13 protein-coding genes are annotated in these 17,515 nt (G+C 57.5%); 9 read left to right on the top strand and 4 right to left on the bottom strand.

What is annotated here, in order from left to right:
- The first annotated feature begins 194 nt into the window (after positions 1-194).
- Positions 195-2,027: an ABC transporter ATP-binding protein gene (locus NTD81_RS21295; protein WP_262184756.1), complete on the top strand. Its 1,833-nt coding sequence runs from the start codon at positions 195-197 to the stop codon at positions 2,025-2,027.
- 821 nt (positions 2,028-2,848) lie between these two features.
- Here the strand turns inward: NTD81_RS21295 and NTD81_RS21290 are convergent.
- Positions 2,849-3,979, bottom strand: a complete 1,131-nt coding sequence (locus NTD81_RS21290) for a GNAT family N-acetyltransferase (protein ID WP_262184755.1) — start codon at positions 3,977-3,979, stop codon at positions 2,849-2,851.
- Between the two features lie 110 nt (positions 3,980-4,089).
- Here NTD81_RS21290 and NTD81_RS21285 point away from each other — a divergent pair, with 110 nt between their 5' ends.
- Positions 4,090-4,695: an inorganic diphosphatase gene (locus NTD81_RS21285; protein WP_262184754.1), complete on the top strand. Its 606-nt coding sequence runs from the start codon at positions 4,090-4,092 to the stop codon at positions 4,693-4,695.
- A 126-nt stretch (positions 4,696-4,821) separates the two neighbouring features.
- On the opposite strand, the gene NTD81_RS21280 is transcribed toward NTD81_RS21285, so the two are convergent.
- Complete coding sequence (locus tag NTD81_RS21280) at positions 4,822-5,616, bottom strand: AraC family transcriptional regulator (RefSeq protein WP_262184753.1); 795 nt, start codon at positions 5,614-5,616, stop codon at positions 4,822-4,824.
- Positions 5,617-5,697: 81 nt separating this feature from the next.
- On the opposite strand from NTD81_RS21280, the gene NTD81_RS21275 reads away from it, so the two are divergent.
- The 5 genes from NTD81_RS21275 to NTD81_RS21255 all read left to right on the top strand — a co-directional run bounded on the left by NTD81_RS21275 (position 5,698) and on the right by NTD81_RS21255 (position 10,515).
- Positions 5,698-6,696: a bile acid:sodium symporter family protein gene (locus tag NTD81_RS21275; protein WP_262184752.1), complete on the top strand. Its 999-nt coding sequence runs from the start codon at positions 5,698-5,700 to the stop codon at positions 6,694-6,696.
- A gap of 287 nt (positions 6,697-6,983) precedes the next feature.
- A complete protein-coding gene (locus tag NTD81_RS21270; RefSeq protein WP_262184751.1) occupies positions 6,984-7,967 on the top strand; it encodes a DUF1852 domain-containing protein in 984 nt (327 codons plus the stop codon).
- 21 nt (positions 7,968-7,988) lie between these two features.
- Positions 7,989-9,020: a methionine synthase gene (locus NTD81_RS21265; RefSeq protein WP_262184749.1), complete on the top strand. Its 1,032-nt coding sequence runs from the start codon at positions 7,989-7,991 to the stop codon at positions 9,018-9,020.
- 252 nt (positions 9,021-9,272) lie between these two features.
- Positions 9,273-9,782, top strand: a complete 510-nt coding sequence (locus tag NTD81_RS21260; protein ID WP_262184748.1) for a flavin reductase family protein — start codon at positions 9,273-9,275, stop codon at positions 9,780-9,782.
- A 301-nt stretch (positions 9,783-10,083) separates the two neighbouring features.
- The gene (locus NTD81_RS21255; protein WP_262184747.1) at positions 10,084-10,515 is read left to right on the top strand and encodes a GNAT family N-acetyltransferase; all 432 of its coding nucleotides are present in this window, start codon (positions 10,084-10,086) and stop codon (positions 10,513-10,515) included.
- 113 nt (positions 10,516-10,628) lie between these two features.
- Here the strand turns inward: NTD81_RS21255 and NTD81_RS21250 are convergent, their stop codons facing one another.
- Together NTD81_RS21250 and NTD81_RS21245 are read right to left on the bottom strand one after the other, a co-directional pair.
- Positions 10,629-12,893: a YecA family protein gene (locus NTD81_RS21250; protein WP_262184746.1), complete on the bottom strand. Its 2,265-nt coding sequence runs from the start codon at positions 12,891-12,893 to the stop codon at positions 10,629-10,631.
- Positions 12,894-13,169: 276 nt separating this feature from the next.
- Positions 13,170-14,480 (bottom strand): OprO/OprP family phosphate-selective porin, encoded by a 1,311-nt coding sequence (locus NTD81_RS21245; RefSeq protein WP_262184745.1) that lies wholly within the window; start codon positions 14,478-14,480, stop codon positions 13,170-13,172.
- A gap of 325 nt (positions 14,481-14,805) precedes the next feature.
- Here NTD81_RS21245 and plsB point away from each other — a divergent pair, with 325 nt between their 5' ends.
- Positions 14,806-17,301 carry a glycerol-3-phosphate 1-O-acyltransferase PlsB gene (gene plsB, locus NTD81_RS21240; RefSeq protein WP_262184744.1) on the top strand — a complete coding sequence of 832 codons (2,496 nt, stop codon included), beginning with the start codon at positions 14,806-14,808 and terminating at the stop codon, positions 17,299-17,301.
- A 5-nt stretch (positions 17,302-17,306) separates the two neighbouring features.
- Positions 17,307-17,513, top strand: a complete 207-nt coding sequence (locus NTD81_RS21235) for a hypothetical protein (protein ID WP_262184742.1) — start codon at positions 17,307-17,309, stop codon at positions 17,511-17,513.
- Positions 17,514-17,515: the final 2 nt, after the last annotated feature.

The raw sequence follows: 17,515 nt of genomic DNA, 5'->3' as shown, positions 1-17,515 counted from the left end.
CGCGTTGCTCCGGCAAGCGTTGCGGCCCTTCCCTCACAGTAAAAATTTTGAGCAAATGCGCTCACGTGCAGTCTTATGCACACCTCTGCCCATTAGATTTTTCAGTAACGACTAAACGGCTTTGGCACTTGCGGCAAAGCGCCCAGCCCCCCACGTAGATGCTTCACCCTCACAAGGACAGGATGTCTGACCCCATGATATTTCGCCGTTTCGAGTCGCTGATCGACATATTCAAGCCCACTCCGGATGTGGAACCGCCCACCGGGATGCTGGCTTTCTATATCCACTACCTGCGCCAGGCCTGGCCCGTGATGACGACGGTTCTAGTGGTGGGATTTTTCGCCGCGGTGATTGAGGTGGCGCTGTTTAGCTTCCTTGGTCAGTTGATCGATATGACCCAGACCACGCCGAGCCATGAGTTCTTCAGCACCTATCAAAACGAGCTGCTGTGGATGTTGCTGGTGGCGCTGATCATTCGCCCGCTGGTTATTGGTCTGCACGACCTGCTGACTCATCAGTGCATCAACCCTGGCCTGACCAACCTGATCCGCTGGCAAAACCATATCTACGTGCTCAAACAAAGCCTGAATTTCTTTCAGAACGACTTCGCCGGGCGGATTGCCCAACGCATCATGCAAACCGGCACGTCCCTGCGTGAGTCGGCTATGCAGGTGATCGATGCGCTGTGGCATGTGCTGGTGTATGCCGGCAGCGCCCTGTACCTGTTCGCCGAAGCCGACCTGCGTTTAGTCGTACCGCTGCTGCTATGGATTGCCGGCTACAGCACTGCGCTGTATTACTTCGTGCCGCGCATTCGCGAGCGTTCTGCTGCCGCCTCGGCAGCGCGGTCAATACTGATGGGGCGCGTGGTCGATGGTTACAGCAATATCGCGACCCTCAAGCTGTTCGCTCACACCCAAGTTGAAGAACAATACGCCCGCGACGCCATGCAGGAGCTGGTCGACAAGACCCGCCAGCAAGCGCGCATCATCACCACTCTGGACTTCCTGATCACCAGCATGAACGGGGTGCTGATCGTCAGCACCGGTGGCCTGGCGCTGTGGCTCTGGGGGCAGGATTTAATCAGTGCCGGCGCCATTGCCCTGGCCTTAGGCCTGGTGATCCGCATCAACAGCATGGCCGAGTGGATCATGTGGGTGGTCGGTGGCATCTTCGATAACGTCGGCTCCGTGCAGGACGGCATGCAGAGCATCGTCCAGCCGCGTAAGGTGCTTGATCAGCCGCAGGCCAAAGCGCTCAAGCTGGAACACGGCGCCATTCGTTTCGAGCAGATTCACTTCCACTACGGTAAAGAACGCGGCGTGCTCAGCGACCTAAGCCTGAGCGTGGCAGCGGGGGAAAAAATCGGTCTGGTCGGCCCGTCCGGCGCCGGCAAATCGACCTTGGTTAACCTGCTATTGCGCCTGTATGACCTGCAAGGCGGGGCGATCTATATCGACGGGCAGAACATCGCCGAAGTGACGCAAGACAGCCTGCGCGCGCAGATCGGCATGATCACCCAGGACACCGCCCTGCTGCACCGTTCAATCCGCGACAACCTGCTGTATGGCAAGCCGGATGCCACACAAGAGGAGCTGCTCGCCGCCGTGAGCAAAGCCAGCGCCGACAGTTTTATTCCATTGCTGGATGATGGCCAAGGCGGACGGGGCTTTGAGGCCATGGTGGGTGAGCGCGGGGTTAAGCTTTCCGGTGGTCAGCGGCAACGTATCGCCATCGCCCGCGCCCTGCTTAAGAACGCGCCAATTCTGATCATGGACGAAGCCACCTCGGCGCTGGACTCAGAAATTGAAGCGGCGATTCAGGAGAACTTAGACAGCCTGATGCAAGGCAAAACCGTGATCGCCATCGCCCACCGACTCTCCACCATCGCCCGCATGGATCGTCTGGTTGTGGTTGATCAGGGCCGTATCGTTGAGACCGGCAGCCATGCCGAATTGATCGAGCGCGGCGGCCTTTACGCCCGCCTGTGGCAACACCAAACCGGCGGCTTTGTCGGCACCGATTAAACGCCACAGGCGCGGCTTGCGTAGGGTGGATGGCGCTTTACCCATCCACCTTTTAAGTAGGGTGGACGGCACTTTATCCATCCGCCTTTATCGCAAGACGGTGAACCGCCACAAAGCAAAGCACCAACGCCCGCACATCAGCCTGATTGGTAACTTTCACGGGCCATTGGTGGATGAGAAATGCGTTATCCACCCTACGGGCGACCACCAAACGCGTCAGAAGAGACGTAACCTGAACATCAGTAAGTAGGGTGGATGGCGCTTTATCCATCCACCTTTGCCGCAAGACCGTGAACCGCCGCAAAAGCAAAGCGCCAGCGCCCGCACATCAGCCTGATTGGCAAACTTCACGACCCATTGGTGGATGAGAAGAGCGTCATCCACCCTACGTGCGACCACCAAACGCGTCAGAAGAGAAGTAACCCGCGCATCAATTAAGTAGGGTGGATGGCGCTTTATCCATCCACCTTTATCGCAAGACCGTGAACCGCCACAAAGCAAAGCACCAGCGCCCGCACATCAGCCTGATTGGCAACTTTCACGCCCCCATTGGTGGATGAGAAGAGCGTCATCCACCCTACGGGCGACCACCAGACGCATCAGAAGAGACGTAATCCGCGCGTCAGTCAGTAGGGTGGATGGCGCTTTATCCATCCACCTTTGTCGCAAGACCGTGAACCGCCGCAAAAGCAAAGCGCCAACCCCACACATCAGCCTGACCTGATTGGTAACTTTCACGGGCCATTGGTGGATGAGAAGAGCGTCATCCACCCTACGGGGACCGCCAAAGCCATCGATAGGCAAAGCACTCGGGTATTGGCTTAATCGGCCCCGTGCCGATACGGCAACAACTCGCGCGCCTGCTCGGCATAACGGCGCACGCCGGCTTGTTCTTCCGCCAGAAAATGCGCCACCGCCTCGCGCAGCCCCGGGTGACAGAGGTAATGCCACGACTCGGTGAGCACCGGCTCAAAGCCACGAATCAATTTATGCTCGCCCTGGGCGCCGGCATCAAAGCGCTGGATACCCTGCTCAATGGCGTGCTGCATGCCCTGATAGAAACAGGTCTCAAAGTGCAGCCGATCAAACTCGGCCAAGCAGCCCCAATAGCGGCCATACAGGCTATCGCCCTTGATCAAGCTAAACGCCATGGCCACCGGCCGCGTGCCCTGCTTGGCCAACACCACGCGAATCAGCTGCGGCATACGTTCGGCCAGCAAGCTAAAAAACTGCCGATTCAGATAGGGCTCACGGCCGCGCACATAGTAGGTATTGGCGTAACACTGGTAGACAAAATCCCACTGCAGTTCGCTGAGTTCATGGCCATGCAGCCACTCAAAACTAATGCCCTGCCCGGCCACCTGCTCGCGCTCTTTACGCATCTGTTTGCGCTTGCGCGAACTGAGCCCGTCGAGAAAATCCTGGAAGTCACGGTAGCCACGGTTTTGCCAATGAAATTGACAGCCCAAACGCTGCAACCACCCTTCGCGCCCGGCGAGCAAATCCCCCTCGGCCGGCGTGGTGAAGTTGATATGCAGACTGCTTAACTGACGCTGCGGCAAGCCCGCCGTCAGCGCATCCAGCAACCAACCGGCCGCGGCTGGATCACCCAGCAGGCGCGCGCCGGTAACCGGCGAAAACGGCACCGCGCCCAACAGCTTGGGGTAGTAATCAATGCCGGCGCGGTAGCAGGCATCCGCCCAGGCGTGATCGAACACATACTCACCAAAGGAATGGCTCTTCACGTAGCCCGGCATCGCCGCCAACGTGCGGCCACTGTCGTCCTGCCACAGCGCGTGGGCGACCTGCCAACCGGTCTCGGCACACACACTACCGCTGTCCTCCAGGGCACTGAGAAAGGCATGGCGTAAAAACGGCTGCGGGCGGGCACACAGGCCATCCCACTCTTGAGCAGAAAGTGTGTTTAGCGAATCAAGGGTTATCAGCGGCACTGGCTTATCCCACAGTCAAAATCACGCCGAGGTGGCGCTGAAATATATCTCTAACAATTGCCAATCAGCATGACGCTCCCAACACATAACCCAATAACTAAGGAGCCATCATGCAAAAGTCCCTGCTCGCTTTAGGTCTTACACTGCTGTTAGGTAGCGGCGCGGCCATGGCAGAGAAATCCATTGTGCATCCCTTCCACGCCGCTCAGGCCAAGAATGCGCCGAATGACGTGCACATGGCTGTAGAAATCCCCGCTGGCAGTTTTACCAAGTACGAAATCAACGAAGAAGGCCTAGTGTTTGTCGACCGCTTCCAGTCCATGCCCGTAGTCTACCCGGCCAACTACGGCTCGCTGCCGCGCACCCTCGGCGGCGACAACGATCCGCTCGACGCCTTAGTCCTGACCCGTGAAAGCCTCTACCCCGGCGTGCTGATCAAATTCCGCCCCATCGGCTATCTGAAGATGATCGACGGCGGCGAACAAGACGAAAAAATCATCGGCGTACCCAGCAGCGATATCGACCCCAGCTACGACAACATCCAAGACATCAACGATCTGCCCAGCATCGAACGGCAGCGTATCGAAGCCTTCTTCAAGGTCTACAAAAACCTGCCAGAAGGCCGCAAAAAAGTTGAGCTAAACGGCTTTGGCAATGCGGCGCAGGCTAAGCAAATCATCCAGACGGCACTGGATAACTACAGCAAGAAGAACTGAGGAAAACCGCTGATAAACCAAGCCCCGCATCTTAGCGGGGCCTTTACTGGCCCGTGCTTGATGATGCCAGTGAGTCGCCCCTGATTTTGTCGAGCCCGCGCTAGCGTTATTCCCCCTCACTGAAGCTCAGCCCGCGCGGAAGAATTCACTCGGCGTGCAGGCAAACTGCTGGCGAAAAGCGGCGATAAAGGCGGAGGTCGAGTCGTAGCCGCAGCCCAGCGCCACGTCGGTGACCCGCTGCCCCTGCTCCAATGGCGTCAGGGCGCTGAATAGGCGCAGGCGTTGACGCCAGGCGCGGAAGGTTAATCCGGTGTCGCGCAGGAACAAACGGCTAAGGGTCTTTTCCGAGAGGCCCATGCGCTGGCTCCACTGCGCCAGGGTGGTCTGTGTATCCGGCTGGGCTTGTAAGCGCCGGCACAGGCTGCGCAGGCGCTCGTTTTGCGGCAGTGGCAGCATCAGGTCAACCGGTGGCGCGGCGGCGAGTTGGTCGAGCAGCACCTGGGCGATGCGTCCCTGTGGTCCCTGCAGTTCATATTCCACGGGCAGGTCACTGAAGGCGTCGATCAGTTCACGCAGCAATGGACTGACCTGCAGCACCTGGCAACTGCTGGTCTGGCGCGTAGCCACACTGCAATCCACATACAGACTGCGCATCTCGGTATGGGGTGAGCTGAACACTTGGTGCGGCAGACCGGCAGGAATCCACACGGCCCGCTGCGGCGGCGCGACAAAGCGCCCGGCGTCGGTATGGATCTCCAGCACCCCGGCAATGGCGTACGACAGCTGCACCCAAGGGTGGCTATGACGATGGGTGCGCGTGCGATTGGGCAACGACTCAAAGCGCCGAAACAGCGGCCTAGGCAGGCTTTTTAACTGCGGAATACTGCGGCGCAAGGGCTTCTGCTGTCCGTTAGACGACATTGTCAGGCTCTTTGGCGTTAGTCGGTAATAGTACAACAAGGTAGTGTCGCGACCTTTAGCCTGCAAGTGCGAGAACCCTGCATGTCCCTAGCCCGCCTGCTCCCTGATCGATTCACCCTTAGCCTGCTCGCCGTGGTTATCTGCGCCAGCCTGTTGCCGGCCAGCGGCGAGGCGGCAGCGGGGCTGTCCTGGGTCACGACCCTGGCCATTGCCCTGCTGTTCTTCCTCCACGGCGCCAAACTATCCCGCCAGGCCATAGTCGCCGGAGCGCTGCACTGGCGCTTACACCTGCTGATATTCCTCTGCACCTTTGTGCTGTTCCCGCTGCTCGGTTTGGCGCTCAAACCCCTGCTGGCGCCGCTGGTGACCGCGCCGCTGTATATGGGCGTGCTGTACCTCTGCGCCCTGCCGGCCACGGTGCAATCGGCTATCGCCTTTACCTCCTTGGCGCGCGGCAATGTGCCGGCGGCGATTTGCAGCGCCGCGGCCTCCAGCCTGTTTGGCATCTTCCTCACCCCGCTTTTGGTCGCGCTATTGCTGGGTACCCAAGGTGAGAGTGGCTCGACCCTAGACGCCATCGGCACCATCACCCTGCAACTGCTGTTGCCGTTTATTGCTGGGCAAATCGCCCGGCGCTGGATTGGTGAGTGGGTGGCGCGCAACAAAAACTGGCTGAAGTTCGTCGACCAGGGCTCGATCCTCCTGGTGGTGTACGGCGCCTTTAGCGATGCGGTGGTCGGCGGCCTTTGGCACAAAGTTCCGCTGCCGGCCCTCGGCGGCTTGCTTGTGGTCTGCTGCATCCTGCTGGCGCTGGTGCTGTTGTGCACCTGGCAGCTGGGCAAGCGCTTAGGCTTCAGTACCGAGGATTGCATCACCATCGTCTTCTGCGGCTCGAAGAAGAGCCTGGCCACAGGCGTACCCATGGCCCAGGTACTGTTTGCCGGCGCCGGGGTGGGCATGCTGATCCTGCCGCTGATGCTGTTCCACCAGATCCAGCTGATGGTCTGTGCGGTGCTGGCACAGCGTTATGCCCAGCGCCCTGAGTCCAAAGCAGAGCTAATCGAGCAAGTAGACGCCTAAGTACGCCGGGGCTGTGCCGCGTTGGCCTTGGCTAGCCTCAGGGCTGAACAGGGCCTAAACGCTGCGCAGATCACCCCCACTTCATGAGCGATACTTGTTTTGATCTCAAATTCTATGAGTTTGTCTCACGCATAAGCACACCGGACAATACCCCCACACCATCTCCTCTGCGCAGAACCGCTCGTGTCTTTACTGAGCGCCACACAGTGCGCAGACATTTTCCGCATAAAAGCCCACGCCATTGATAAGCGCGGGGCTTTTTCAAGTGTTGGGGGCACCGGATCAACATGAGCAACGCATTTAATTTCACGGTTAAGAGCATTAGTTTTGATGAGAACTACGTTCCATCAGAAAACACCCGCGCCACCACCAACTTTGCCAACTTGGCCCGTGGCAGCAGCCGTCAAGAGAACCTGCGCAACACCCTGAAGATGATCAACAATCGCTTCAATGCGTTGGCTCATTGGGATAACCCCAAGGGTGATCGTTACAGCGTTGAACTGGAAATCATCTCGGCAGAGCTAGACGTTGACTTAAGCAACGGCGACGCTGCCCTGCCCCTGATCGAGATCCTAAAAACCAATATCGTCGACCACCATAAAGGTGAGCGCATTGAGGGGATTACGGGCAATAGCTTCTCTTCTTACGTGCGCGATTACGACTTCAGCGTGCTGCTACTTGAGCACAACAAACACCAAACACAATTCAGCACGCCCGCTAACTTTGGCGAGCTGCACGGCAAGCTATTTAAGAAGTTCGTCAGCTCCAGTGCCTACCAAGATCACTTCCACAAGCCGCCGGTGATCTGCCTCAGCGTGTCCAGCAGCCGCACCTATCGCCGCAGCGAAAACCAGTACCCGGTCTTGGGCTTTGAATACCTGCAGGATGAATACTCATTAACCGATGAGTACTTCCAGAAGATGGGCTTGAAGGTTCGCTACTTTATGCCGCCCAACAGCGTCGCGCCCTTCGCCTTTTACTTCGCAGGCGACTTGCTGGTGGATTACACCGACTTGGAGCTGATTAGCACCATCAGCACCATGGACACCTTCCAAAAAATCTACCGCCCCGAGATTTACAACGCCAACTCGCCGGCCGGCAAGTGCTACCAACCTAGCTTGAACAACCAGGACTATTCATTCACGCGGATTGTTTACGACCGCGAAGAACGCAGCCGCCTGGCCATTGAGCAAGGCAAGTTTGTCGAAGAGAAATTCATCAAGCCCTACCAATCCGTTCTAGCGCAGTGGTCCGCCAACTACGCCGCCTAAGCATCAACAAGGTCTTTTATTGTGAAAAAACTACTCCCCACCTCCACGGCTGGCAGCCTGCCTAAACCCTCCTGGCTGGCTGAGCCGGAAAAACTGTGGTCACCGTGGAAGTTGCAAGCTGAGCAATTGGCGGAAGGCAAACAAGACGCCCTGCGCATCGCCTTGCAGGAACAACTGCACGCCGGCATAGATATCGTCAGTGACGGCGAGCAGACCCGCCAACACTTCGTCACCACCTTTATCGAACACCTCGATGGCGTGGACTTCGAGAAACGCGAGACGGTCAGAATCCGTAACCGCTACGACGCCAGCGTGCCCACCGTGGTCGGTGCGGTATCCCGGCCCAAATCGGTGTTTGTCGAGGACGCTAAGTTTTTGCGCAAGCAAACCGATCAGCCGATCAAATGGGCCTTACCGGGGCCTATGACCATGATCGATACCCTGTACGACGCTCACTATAAAAGCCGCGAAAAACTGGCCTGGGAATTTGCCAAGATTCTTAACCAAGAAGCCAAAGAGCTTGAAGCGGCAGGCGTGGACATCATCCAGTTTGATGAGCCGGCCTTTAACGTGTTCTTCGACGAGGTCAATGACTGGGGCGTGGCTACACTTGAGCGCGCCATTGAAGGGCTTAAGTGCGAAACCGCCGTGCATATCTGCTACGGCTACGGCATCAAAGCCAACACCGACTGGAAGAAGAGCCTAGGCTCCGAGTGGCGGCAATACGAAGAGGCCTTCCCCAAGCTGCAAAAATCCAAGCTCGACATCATTTCCCTAGAGTGCCACAACTCCCGCGTACCGATGGACCTGATCGAGCTGATCCGCGGCAAAAAGGTCATGGTCGGCGCCATTGATGTGGCCAGCGACATGATCGAAACACCCGAAGAAGTGGCCGCCACCCTGCGCAAGGCCCTTGAGTTTGTCGATGCCGACAAACTCTACCCGTGCACCAACTGCGGCATGGCGCCGTTACCGCGCCACGTAGCCAGAGGCAAGCTGCATGCCCTCAGCGCCGGCGCTGCCATCGTGCGCCAAGAGCCGAACAAGCGCTGAGCTGTCGCCTTGCGCTCGCGAGCCCACGCTGTGCCCATCCCCTGATGTGTACAGCGTTTACGGCTTAGCAGCATTCAACAATGCGCTGCCACCTCTCACGCCCGGTAGCCATTGGCCCGCTAGGCATTTCCCATACCCTGGCTAATGCCCCGCAAGCGGCCTGCTGATCGCACAAGCACCGTCTCCCAACCCCCCTGCCAACGCTAAGCGCCCCTTACACCTGACGGGCAGCCCCCACTTTTAGGATCGACCATGTCACTCGCCAAGCCTGCCATCGAGCCACTGAGCTTTCGCCACGCGCTCGGGCACTTCGCCTCCGGCATCACCGTCATTACTTCACGCATTAACGATGAGCCGGTCGGCTTTACCTGCCAGTCGTTCTATAGCGTCTCGGTCAACCCGCCGCTGGTGTCGTTCAGTGTGATGGCCGGCTCAGCCAGCTACCCCCATATCCGCCAAACCGGCCGCTTTGCGGTGAATATTTTGAGCGCCGAGCAGGCCCATATTTCCAACCAGTTCGCACGGCGTGGCACAGACAAATGGCAGGGTATCCACTGCCAGTCCTCACCACTGGGCAACCCCCTGATTAGCGACAGCCTCTACTGGCTGGACTGCGAAATTCACGCCGAATACCCAGCCGGCGATCACCTGATCGTAATCGGCGAGGTAAAGGCGCTACACCTACAAGAACAATCCACTGCTCAGCCCCTGCTTTATTTCAAAGGGCAGTACTGCGGCCTTGAGTTACCTGAGGCGGTTTAAAGACACCCTCTCACGCGCTCAGTCGCTCAGGGTTTCGCCGTAAAATAGACGACTTTTGCGGCGTCAAGCTTTGAGCCTTCGCCAGGTTTAAAGACGCTACTTATGCCCTCTAAAAACGCCGGCGCATTCACAGCGAAACACACAGTGCACTGCCAAGATAAGTCGTTACGCAGCACGCTCGCTCACCCTGCTGCTTATTCAAAAAACTACTCAGTAAGTGGCCGATTTTTACCGTGTCAGGATTATCCCAGGCCGCTCAAGGTCGATTCGGTTAAGCACTGCAACGCATGGAAAAACCAACATGAAGCTACGCCCAGCAACCGATATCGACCGCCCCACGCTCTTTGAACTGCACCGCGAAGCCTTTTACGAACACATCACTCAACTATGGGGCTGGGATGAAAACTGGCAACGCACCAAGTTTGCCGAAGAGTTCACAGATGCGGTCACATCGGTTATTGAGATCGGCGAGAAGATCGCCGGATACGTCCAGATAGTGGATAAGCCGAACCAGATCTATGTGCTAAACATCGCAATCTCACGAGCCTTCCAGGGTCAAGGCATTGGCACACAGATACTGCGAGAGCTGCAACAGAAGGCTACCGCTGAAAAAGTGCCTCTAGAGCTCAGTGTTTTCCGCCCCAATGCATCGGCGCTAAAGTTTTATAAACGTCTGGGATTTATCCAAACGGGTGAAACAGACACGCATATAAAAATGTATTGGGGCAGTTAACGGCCAGAAGCGGCCTTTCGATCCTCCAAAACTCGAACATCAGTTAGCCATCGAATACCGACACAAAGACCACACAAATAATATCTGGTCTCGATCAACGTAGCGGCGCGCACTCAACGGCCGTGACACTTTTTGAACTTTGCTCCAATGCCGCATGGGCACGGATCATTCCGTCCTGTTTTTTTGATCTTCAAAGGAGGGATGATGCTTTTCGGTTGATCCAGATTCACCGCCCGATTGGGTTGAGCCATTCGCGCGGCATCTTCGTAAATGTGAGCGTTTTCTTCCGTTTGCTCCTTCGGTACATGGACCGCGAAAGATTGCGCCCGGTAGTAGGTTCCATCGGCACTAACCTCTGCCGCAACTCCGGTTATGTTAGAGGCCGTGACTGCCAACGCAGCTGCGCTTGCCTTGTCATTTACCTTAATCCAATCAATTTGATGGTCGTGTTGTTGAAGCCAAACGAATAGGGGCTCGCCGTCCCCGGACAGAAGAAAGTAACGAGCAGGATGCTGATTCAGGGTTTGGCGAAGATCGGACAGCAGCTTGGCCAGGTTATTACGGCCTTCCTCTCCTAGATCACGGATATGGCTCTCGGCTGCAAGCCATCCGCTTGCTCGGGTGGCGTCAAACGCCTCAAGCAGCTTCAGCACCTCCTCCGGGAAGTCCTGCGCTGGGAACGGCCTGCTTGACCAGTCTTCACCCTCGAAGCTCTTATCAATAATGTCGCTCATGCCATCCCAGATGAGCATGTTCACCTTGCCCCCCTTCAACTGGTCGGCAATATCCTGATCGAAACGGTTTTTCTTCAGATACGCGCCTAGATGGTCGAACTCATCGAAAAGATGAGCCTGGCGCATTCCCGCTACGGCCTGCCGTACCTCCATGTAGTGGAAGAACTCGCCAGGTGTGGGTAGGAAGCGCTGGAGCACGAATAGATCGTCGATGGATAGTGAAACGAAGGCATGCATCCCAAGTAGCGGCTCAATCTGCGGCAGTTCCTTGCAGTACGCCGAGAAGGGAGAGAACGATTCGACCGTTAGCCCAATCGGCACCATCACTCGGTAGTTGGCGCGGCGAACACGGCCGCACTCTTCGTATTTACCGTCCACCAGTTGGTAAAGCGGCACTTCATCCGCAGAGTTAAGATAATTGAAGAAGCGCTCACATTGCTTGTAGGCCTTGATTACCAAGTCCTGAACGGATTGGGCATGACGGCCGAAATCAAGCGCTGGCGATGCGATGGTAGCGGCCGCGCCGGCCTTGGCCTCAACTAGGAGCAGCACATCATCCACTAGGATGAGAGTGTCGTTTTCGGACCACTGCTTGCTGGTAGGGTCTTTGTAGTAGACCTCTTGAAAAACCGTGGCACTGGGAAGTTGGGCGGACAGAATGTCGGGGAAGGCAGCTTCACTCATCGTCTTCTGCCGATTTTCAAACGTCTTCTTGTAGTCCGGTTTTCGTCGAAGCAGGTTGTAGAGAAGCGCACGATATCCCGCATCGCGAGTGAAGCATGGGTCGACGGCGTAGTAGTCCGATCCAAGTTGAATCAGTGGTTTTTTCCGAGCGGGTAGTGTCCGGTAGGGTGTCCCCGTGAAATCACCCGCTGCAAAGAACTCGGTTTCTTCCCCGCGCCGGTAAGCCAGATCCGCCAGCAGCGTCGACGGAAGCTTCGTGTGAAGGCTGACGTTGGCGATGCCGCCCCGGAACATGTCATCCATCGCCCACCTCGCAGCTTTCATTTGATCTGTATTGGCGGCAACCCAAGCCTCCATGACTTGTTCCAGAGGCTTGTCTTGTGCCGCAGCGAAGGACTGTGCAGCCTCAAACTGCCCCAACATAACCGCGATAGCGTCGGCATGCCCAGAACGCGTGGCGTCGGCCATGGCCTGGAAACCTTCCGCGATGTCGGTGGCACTGACGCCGTACACTTCTTGCAGGACATCGTTGTGAGGAGCGAGAACGTAGCGGTAGAACTCGCCTTCCAAAACTTGGTAGCGGTTCCCACGTAGCATGACCCATGTGGATTTTGCGCGGTACTCAATGTCGGCCGTATCTGGACCGAAGACGCCGTCTTTGGTGTCTGCGGACGTGACCATGGCGAAAAACATGGCCTGCTCTCGCAGCTTGCGACTACATTCAAACAGCTCGGCGCACTGAGCTTCGTCGAATGCCATCTCCGCAGGGGCAACATCTGATGCGAGAACCGCGTGTACGTACTCCAACATGAACTGATTTTCGTTGATCAGATTATCCGAGCCGTCCGCTTCGTCTTGCGACTGAGAGAGGCCTTGGTCTGCCATCGCTTTCATTACGTACTGAGCATAGATGTAGCCGAGCAGATCATGCGGGGGCATGGCAACAATCAATTCACGCATGCGGGCAGCAGTGGCTTCCATATCCTTTAACAAAGAAGCGGCGACCTCTTTTCGTTTTTTTCGTCCAAAACTATTTACCTTGATGTTGCCTCAGTCTCGATAGTTGATTCTAAATCTTATGCACATAATCAATAGCAATATAGGCATCAAATGCCCGTATGCCATTAGGGCCCAAGTTAAAGGCCGTTTTTCGCCGACAGCAGCCCTCCCCAACCCAAAAAAATCCCCGCACTAGGCGGGGCAACCACAAGTAGGAGCTTACTTACGGGGTGACGCTTAGAACACGTATTGCAGGCGACCGACGATGGCCTGGCCGTCGTCTTCGACGCGCTTGCCTTTGATTTCGCGTTGGGTGTTGATGTTGTCCATTTCGTAGTCGATGTAGTTGAGGCTCAGGCGCACGGCGGGGGTGGCGAAGAAGTTGGCGCCGATGACCATCGCGCTGGCGGTGAAGTCGTCGCTGGTGTTTTTCGCCACCAGATCAGCGACACCTAAGTTGCCTGGGATGGCGCCGGCATCGGCGTCGACGGTGGTGCTTTCGTAGCGGGCGAAGATTTCCCAGGTGCCTTTCATGTCCAGCGGTTTATCCCAGTAGCCGGCGCCGCCTTTATAGCCACGCTGGGTGCCGAACATATAGGAGATTTGGGCGTTATAGCCGCTGAGGTCGACATCGGCCTTGGCCTGAGCGGCGTTGTCGCCACTGATGGTGCGCTGGAAGTATTCACTTTGGGCGCGCAGGCCGCCGAACTGGGCCGCGGCTTCGAGTAACCATTCGCTGTCTTTGTCGGTGCTGCTCACGTCACCTAAGGTCAGACGCATATTGTCGTCGCTGCGGATGCCCATGCGGGTGCGCACGCGGGAGCGGTCGTCGTCGGCATTGCTGTTGTGGTAGTTGGCGGCCATATGCACCACGTCGTTACCTTCGAGGTACGGTGCCCAATGGGCGCGGAAGGTGTAGCCGAAGCGTTCGTTGTTGCCATCGCTCTCGCGGTGGCCGTCGTCGAAGGTTGCCACCTGCCCCATCAGGCTAAAGTTGTCGCCGTAGTACTTGGCGTTGACGCCGAACTTGGTGTCTTCATCGCCATTTAAAAAGTCGTACATAAACGGCCGTTCGATGGCGGTGATCCACGACGAGCTGGTGCTGTTCTCCAGACCGTAGTCAACACCAAAGCGGCCGATGGTGATTTCCGTTTCGCCCAGGCCGTTGTAGGCGATAAAGGCGCGGTCGACCACGGTTTTGCTACCGTCTGCCGAGTCGTCATAGCTCAGGCGCAGGCCCCAGTCCCAATCGGTGTAGGCGATGCCTTCCAGGCCGATTTCGCCACGGCGGATAAAGGTGTTGAAGGTGTCATCGAAGGGTTTGTTTTGCGAGGCGGCCATCAGGCCATCGAACTGGGTGGCGTCCCATTGCAGCTTGCCACCGAGCTTGAAGGCGAAGGCCTTGTCAGTGGTGGCCACTTCCAGGCCACCTTTGGTTTTGATGACCAGGTCAGCGCCATCTGACGTCACCGTCCCGCCCAGCGCCTGGGCGCTTACGGCCAACGTCAGGGCACTAACCACACAACCCGCGAAGTGCTTACGCAGCATTACAGATTCCTCTAATCGACTTAAGTGTTGGGAGACACCCGAGCGCTGTTGGCTCGTTCGTGCTGCTGGGAATCTTCGCGGGGGAGTATTTCAGCGAGACTGCATTTAGATAAAAATTTAATTAAAAATAGTTTTTTAACTTCGATAAATAATAAGGAAACTCGCCAGCTTATCGCTTGATTGTGACTATGCAACTTAGTGAAATAATCACAGGCCGGGCCTTAGTCGTAGGCAAGCCAGCCGTTGCTAACTTGGAGTTAGCCAGCCGATCCGGCACACTTAGCCCCCCGGGCGTTTTGCTCGTTGTTAAGCCTGCTCAGAACCCATGACTCGATCGCCGCTGCATCGCTTTGTGTTTGGTACCTTGCGCCGCCTGCTGTATCTCTGGGTGCGCTCGGAAACCATCAACCAATCTGCCTTTACGCTCAAACTCGACCGCAGCAAGCCGGTGTTTTATGTGCTGCAGCGCTCGTCGTTGAGTGATCTGGCGGTGGTCGATACCGAGTGCCGCAAAGCCGGCTTACCACGCCCAGTGCTGCCGGTAACGGTGGGCAAGCTGGAAGAACCCGCCGCGTTCTTTTACCTCACCGCAGAGGCCGACTGGCTGGGCCGGCAGGACAAACGCGGCAGCTCACCGACCCTACAGCGCCTAGTCAGTGCCCTGAGCCAACATGCCGTGGACGATGCGCAGATCATTCCGGTCAGCGTGTTCTGGGGGCAGTCGCCGGACCGTGAAACCAGCCCATGGAAGCTGCTGTTCGCCGATAGCTGGGCAGTGACCGGGCGCCTGCGCCGTTTGGTCAGCATCTTGATTCTGGGGCGCAAGACCCGCGTGCAGTTCTCCACGCCGATCCACATGCGCGAACTGATCGCCCAGGACAAAGGCCACGAGCGCACCCTGCGCATGGTGCAACGCATCCTGCGGGTGCACTTCCGCAATCAAAAAGCCGCGGTGATCGGCCCGGACGTGTCGCACCGGCGCAATTTGGTCAAGGGCCTGGTCAATGGCCCGGCCGTGCGCCAAGCCATCAGCGAAGAGGCCGAGCGCGAGAAGATCACAGTCGAGAAAGCCGAAGCCCAGGCCCTGCGCTACGGCAATGAAATCGCCTCGGACTACACCTACACCGCCATTCGCTTTCTTGAGTTGGTGCTGAGTTGGTTCTGGAACAAGATTTACGACGGCATCAAGATCAACCACATCGAGGGTGTGCAGGACATTGCCCACGGCCACGAAGTGATTTACGTGCCCTGCCACCGCAGCCATATCGACTACTTGCTGCTGTCGTATCTGCTGTTCCGTAACGGTCTGACCCCGCCGCATATCGCCGCCGGGATCAACCTCAATATGCCGGTGATTGGCGGTCTGCTGCGCCGTGGCGGCGCCTTCTTTATGCGCCGTACGTTCAAGGGCAACCCGCTGTATACCGCCGTGTTTAACGAGTATCTGCACACCCTGTTTAGCAAGGGCTTCCCGGTGGAGTACTTCGTCGAAGGCGGCCGTTCGCGCACCGGGCGCATGCTGCAACCGAAGACGGGCATGCTGGCCATCACCCTGCGCAGTTTCTTGCGCAGCAACCGCCTGCCGATTGTCTTTGTGCCGGTGTATATCGGCTATGAACGCGTGCTTGAAGGCCGCACCTACCTGGGCGAGCTACGTGGCGCCAGCAAGAAGAAAGAATCGATTTTCGACATCTTCAAAGTCATCGGCGCCCTCAAGCAGCGCTTTGGCCAAGTGGCGGTGAACTTCGGCGAGCCGATCAAACTGGCCGAGTTCCTCGACCAGCACCAGCCGGATTGGCGCGAGCAGCAATACGACAACCAGTACCGTCCAGAGTGGCTCAGCCAAACCACCCATAAACTGGGTGAGCGCGTGGCGCAGCACCTCAACGAAGCCGCCGCGATCAACCCGGTCAATCTGGTGGCGTTGGCGATGCTGTCGACCAGCAAACTGGCCATCGACGACCAAGGCTTGGCGCGCATTCTCGATGTGTTCCTGACACTGCTGCGCAAGGTCCCCTACTCGCCGCACACCACCTTGCCTGAGGGCGATGGCCGACAGTTGATCGAGCACGTGAAGTCCATGAGTCTGCTCGCCGAGCAAAAAGATCAGCTGGGTAATATCGTTTATCTGGACGAGCAAAACGCCATCCTGATGACCTATTACCGCAACAACGTGCTGCATATTTTTGCCATGCCGGCGCTGCTGGCGAGCTTCTTCCAAAACAGCTCGAAGATCAGCCGCGAACAGATTTTGCGCTACTGCCACGCGCTGTATCCGTATCTGCAAGCCGAGCTGTTTATCCGCTGGCAGCAAGATGAACTGGATGCGGTGATTGATCAGTGGCTGAGCGCCTTTGTTGAGCAGGGCCTGCTCAAAGTGGATGGCGACAACTACTCGCGCCCGGCGCCGAGCTCCCGTGAATTTGTCTTGCTGACCCTGCTCTCGCGGGCCATCGTGCAGACCCTGCAGCGCTTCTACATGGCCACTGCGTTGTTGCTCAAGGCCGGGCAAAACACCTTGACCGCCGAAGAGTTGGAAACCCTCTGTACGGTGATGGCGCAGCGTCTGTCGATTCTGCATGGCCTCAACGCGCCGGAGTTTTTCGACAAGAGCCTGTTCCGCCACTTTATCCAGAGTCTGCTCGATCAAGGCGTGCTGCGCCGCGATGAAGCCGGCAAGCTCAGCCATCACCCAAGCCTCCGAGAACTGGCCGAAGGCGCGGCTAAACGGGTGCTGCCAGCGGAGATTCGCTTGTCGATTCAGCAGGTGGCCATGGACCGTGGCCAGGATGCCGAACCGGCGCCTGAGCCGCAGGATTAAGCCTGATGTCCGCCTCGCTTACGCCGCCCTCGCGGGCGGCGTTTCATCAAGCCCATCAAGCCCGTGCCGAGGCCGAGGCGCAGCGTTTGCTGGCGGCCAAAGCCGAGCTGGGGCCTCGTTGGCTAAGCTGGGTGGCCCGTGAGCTGTACCAGCTCAAACCCAGCGCCTATGCGCAGATGGTCCGCCGCGAACTACAGCGTTTAAGCCAATAACC

This window comes from Pseudomonas sp. 5P_3.1_Bac2 (genome assembly GCF_025465995.1).
In the GTDB taxonomy this organism is placed as follows: domain Bacteria; phylum Pseudomonadota; class Gammaproteobacteria; order Pseudomonadales; family Pseudomonadaceae; genus Aquipseudomonas.
The sequence above is the reverse complement of the archived record's forward strand: the minus strand, read 5'-3'. Positions and strand labels throughout refer to the sequence as shown.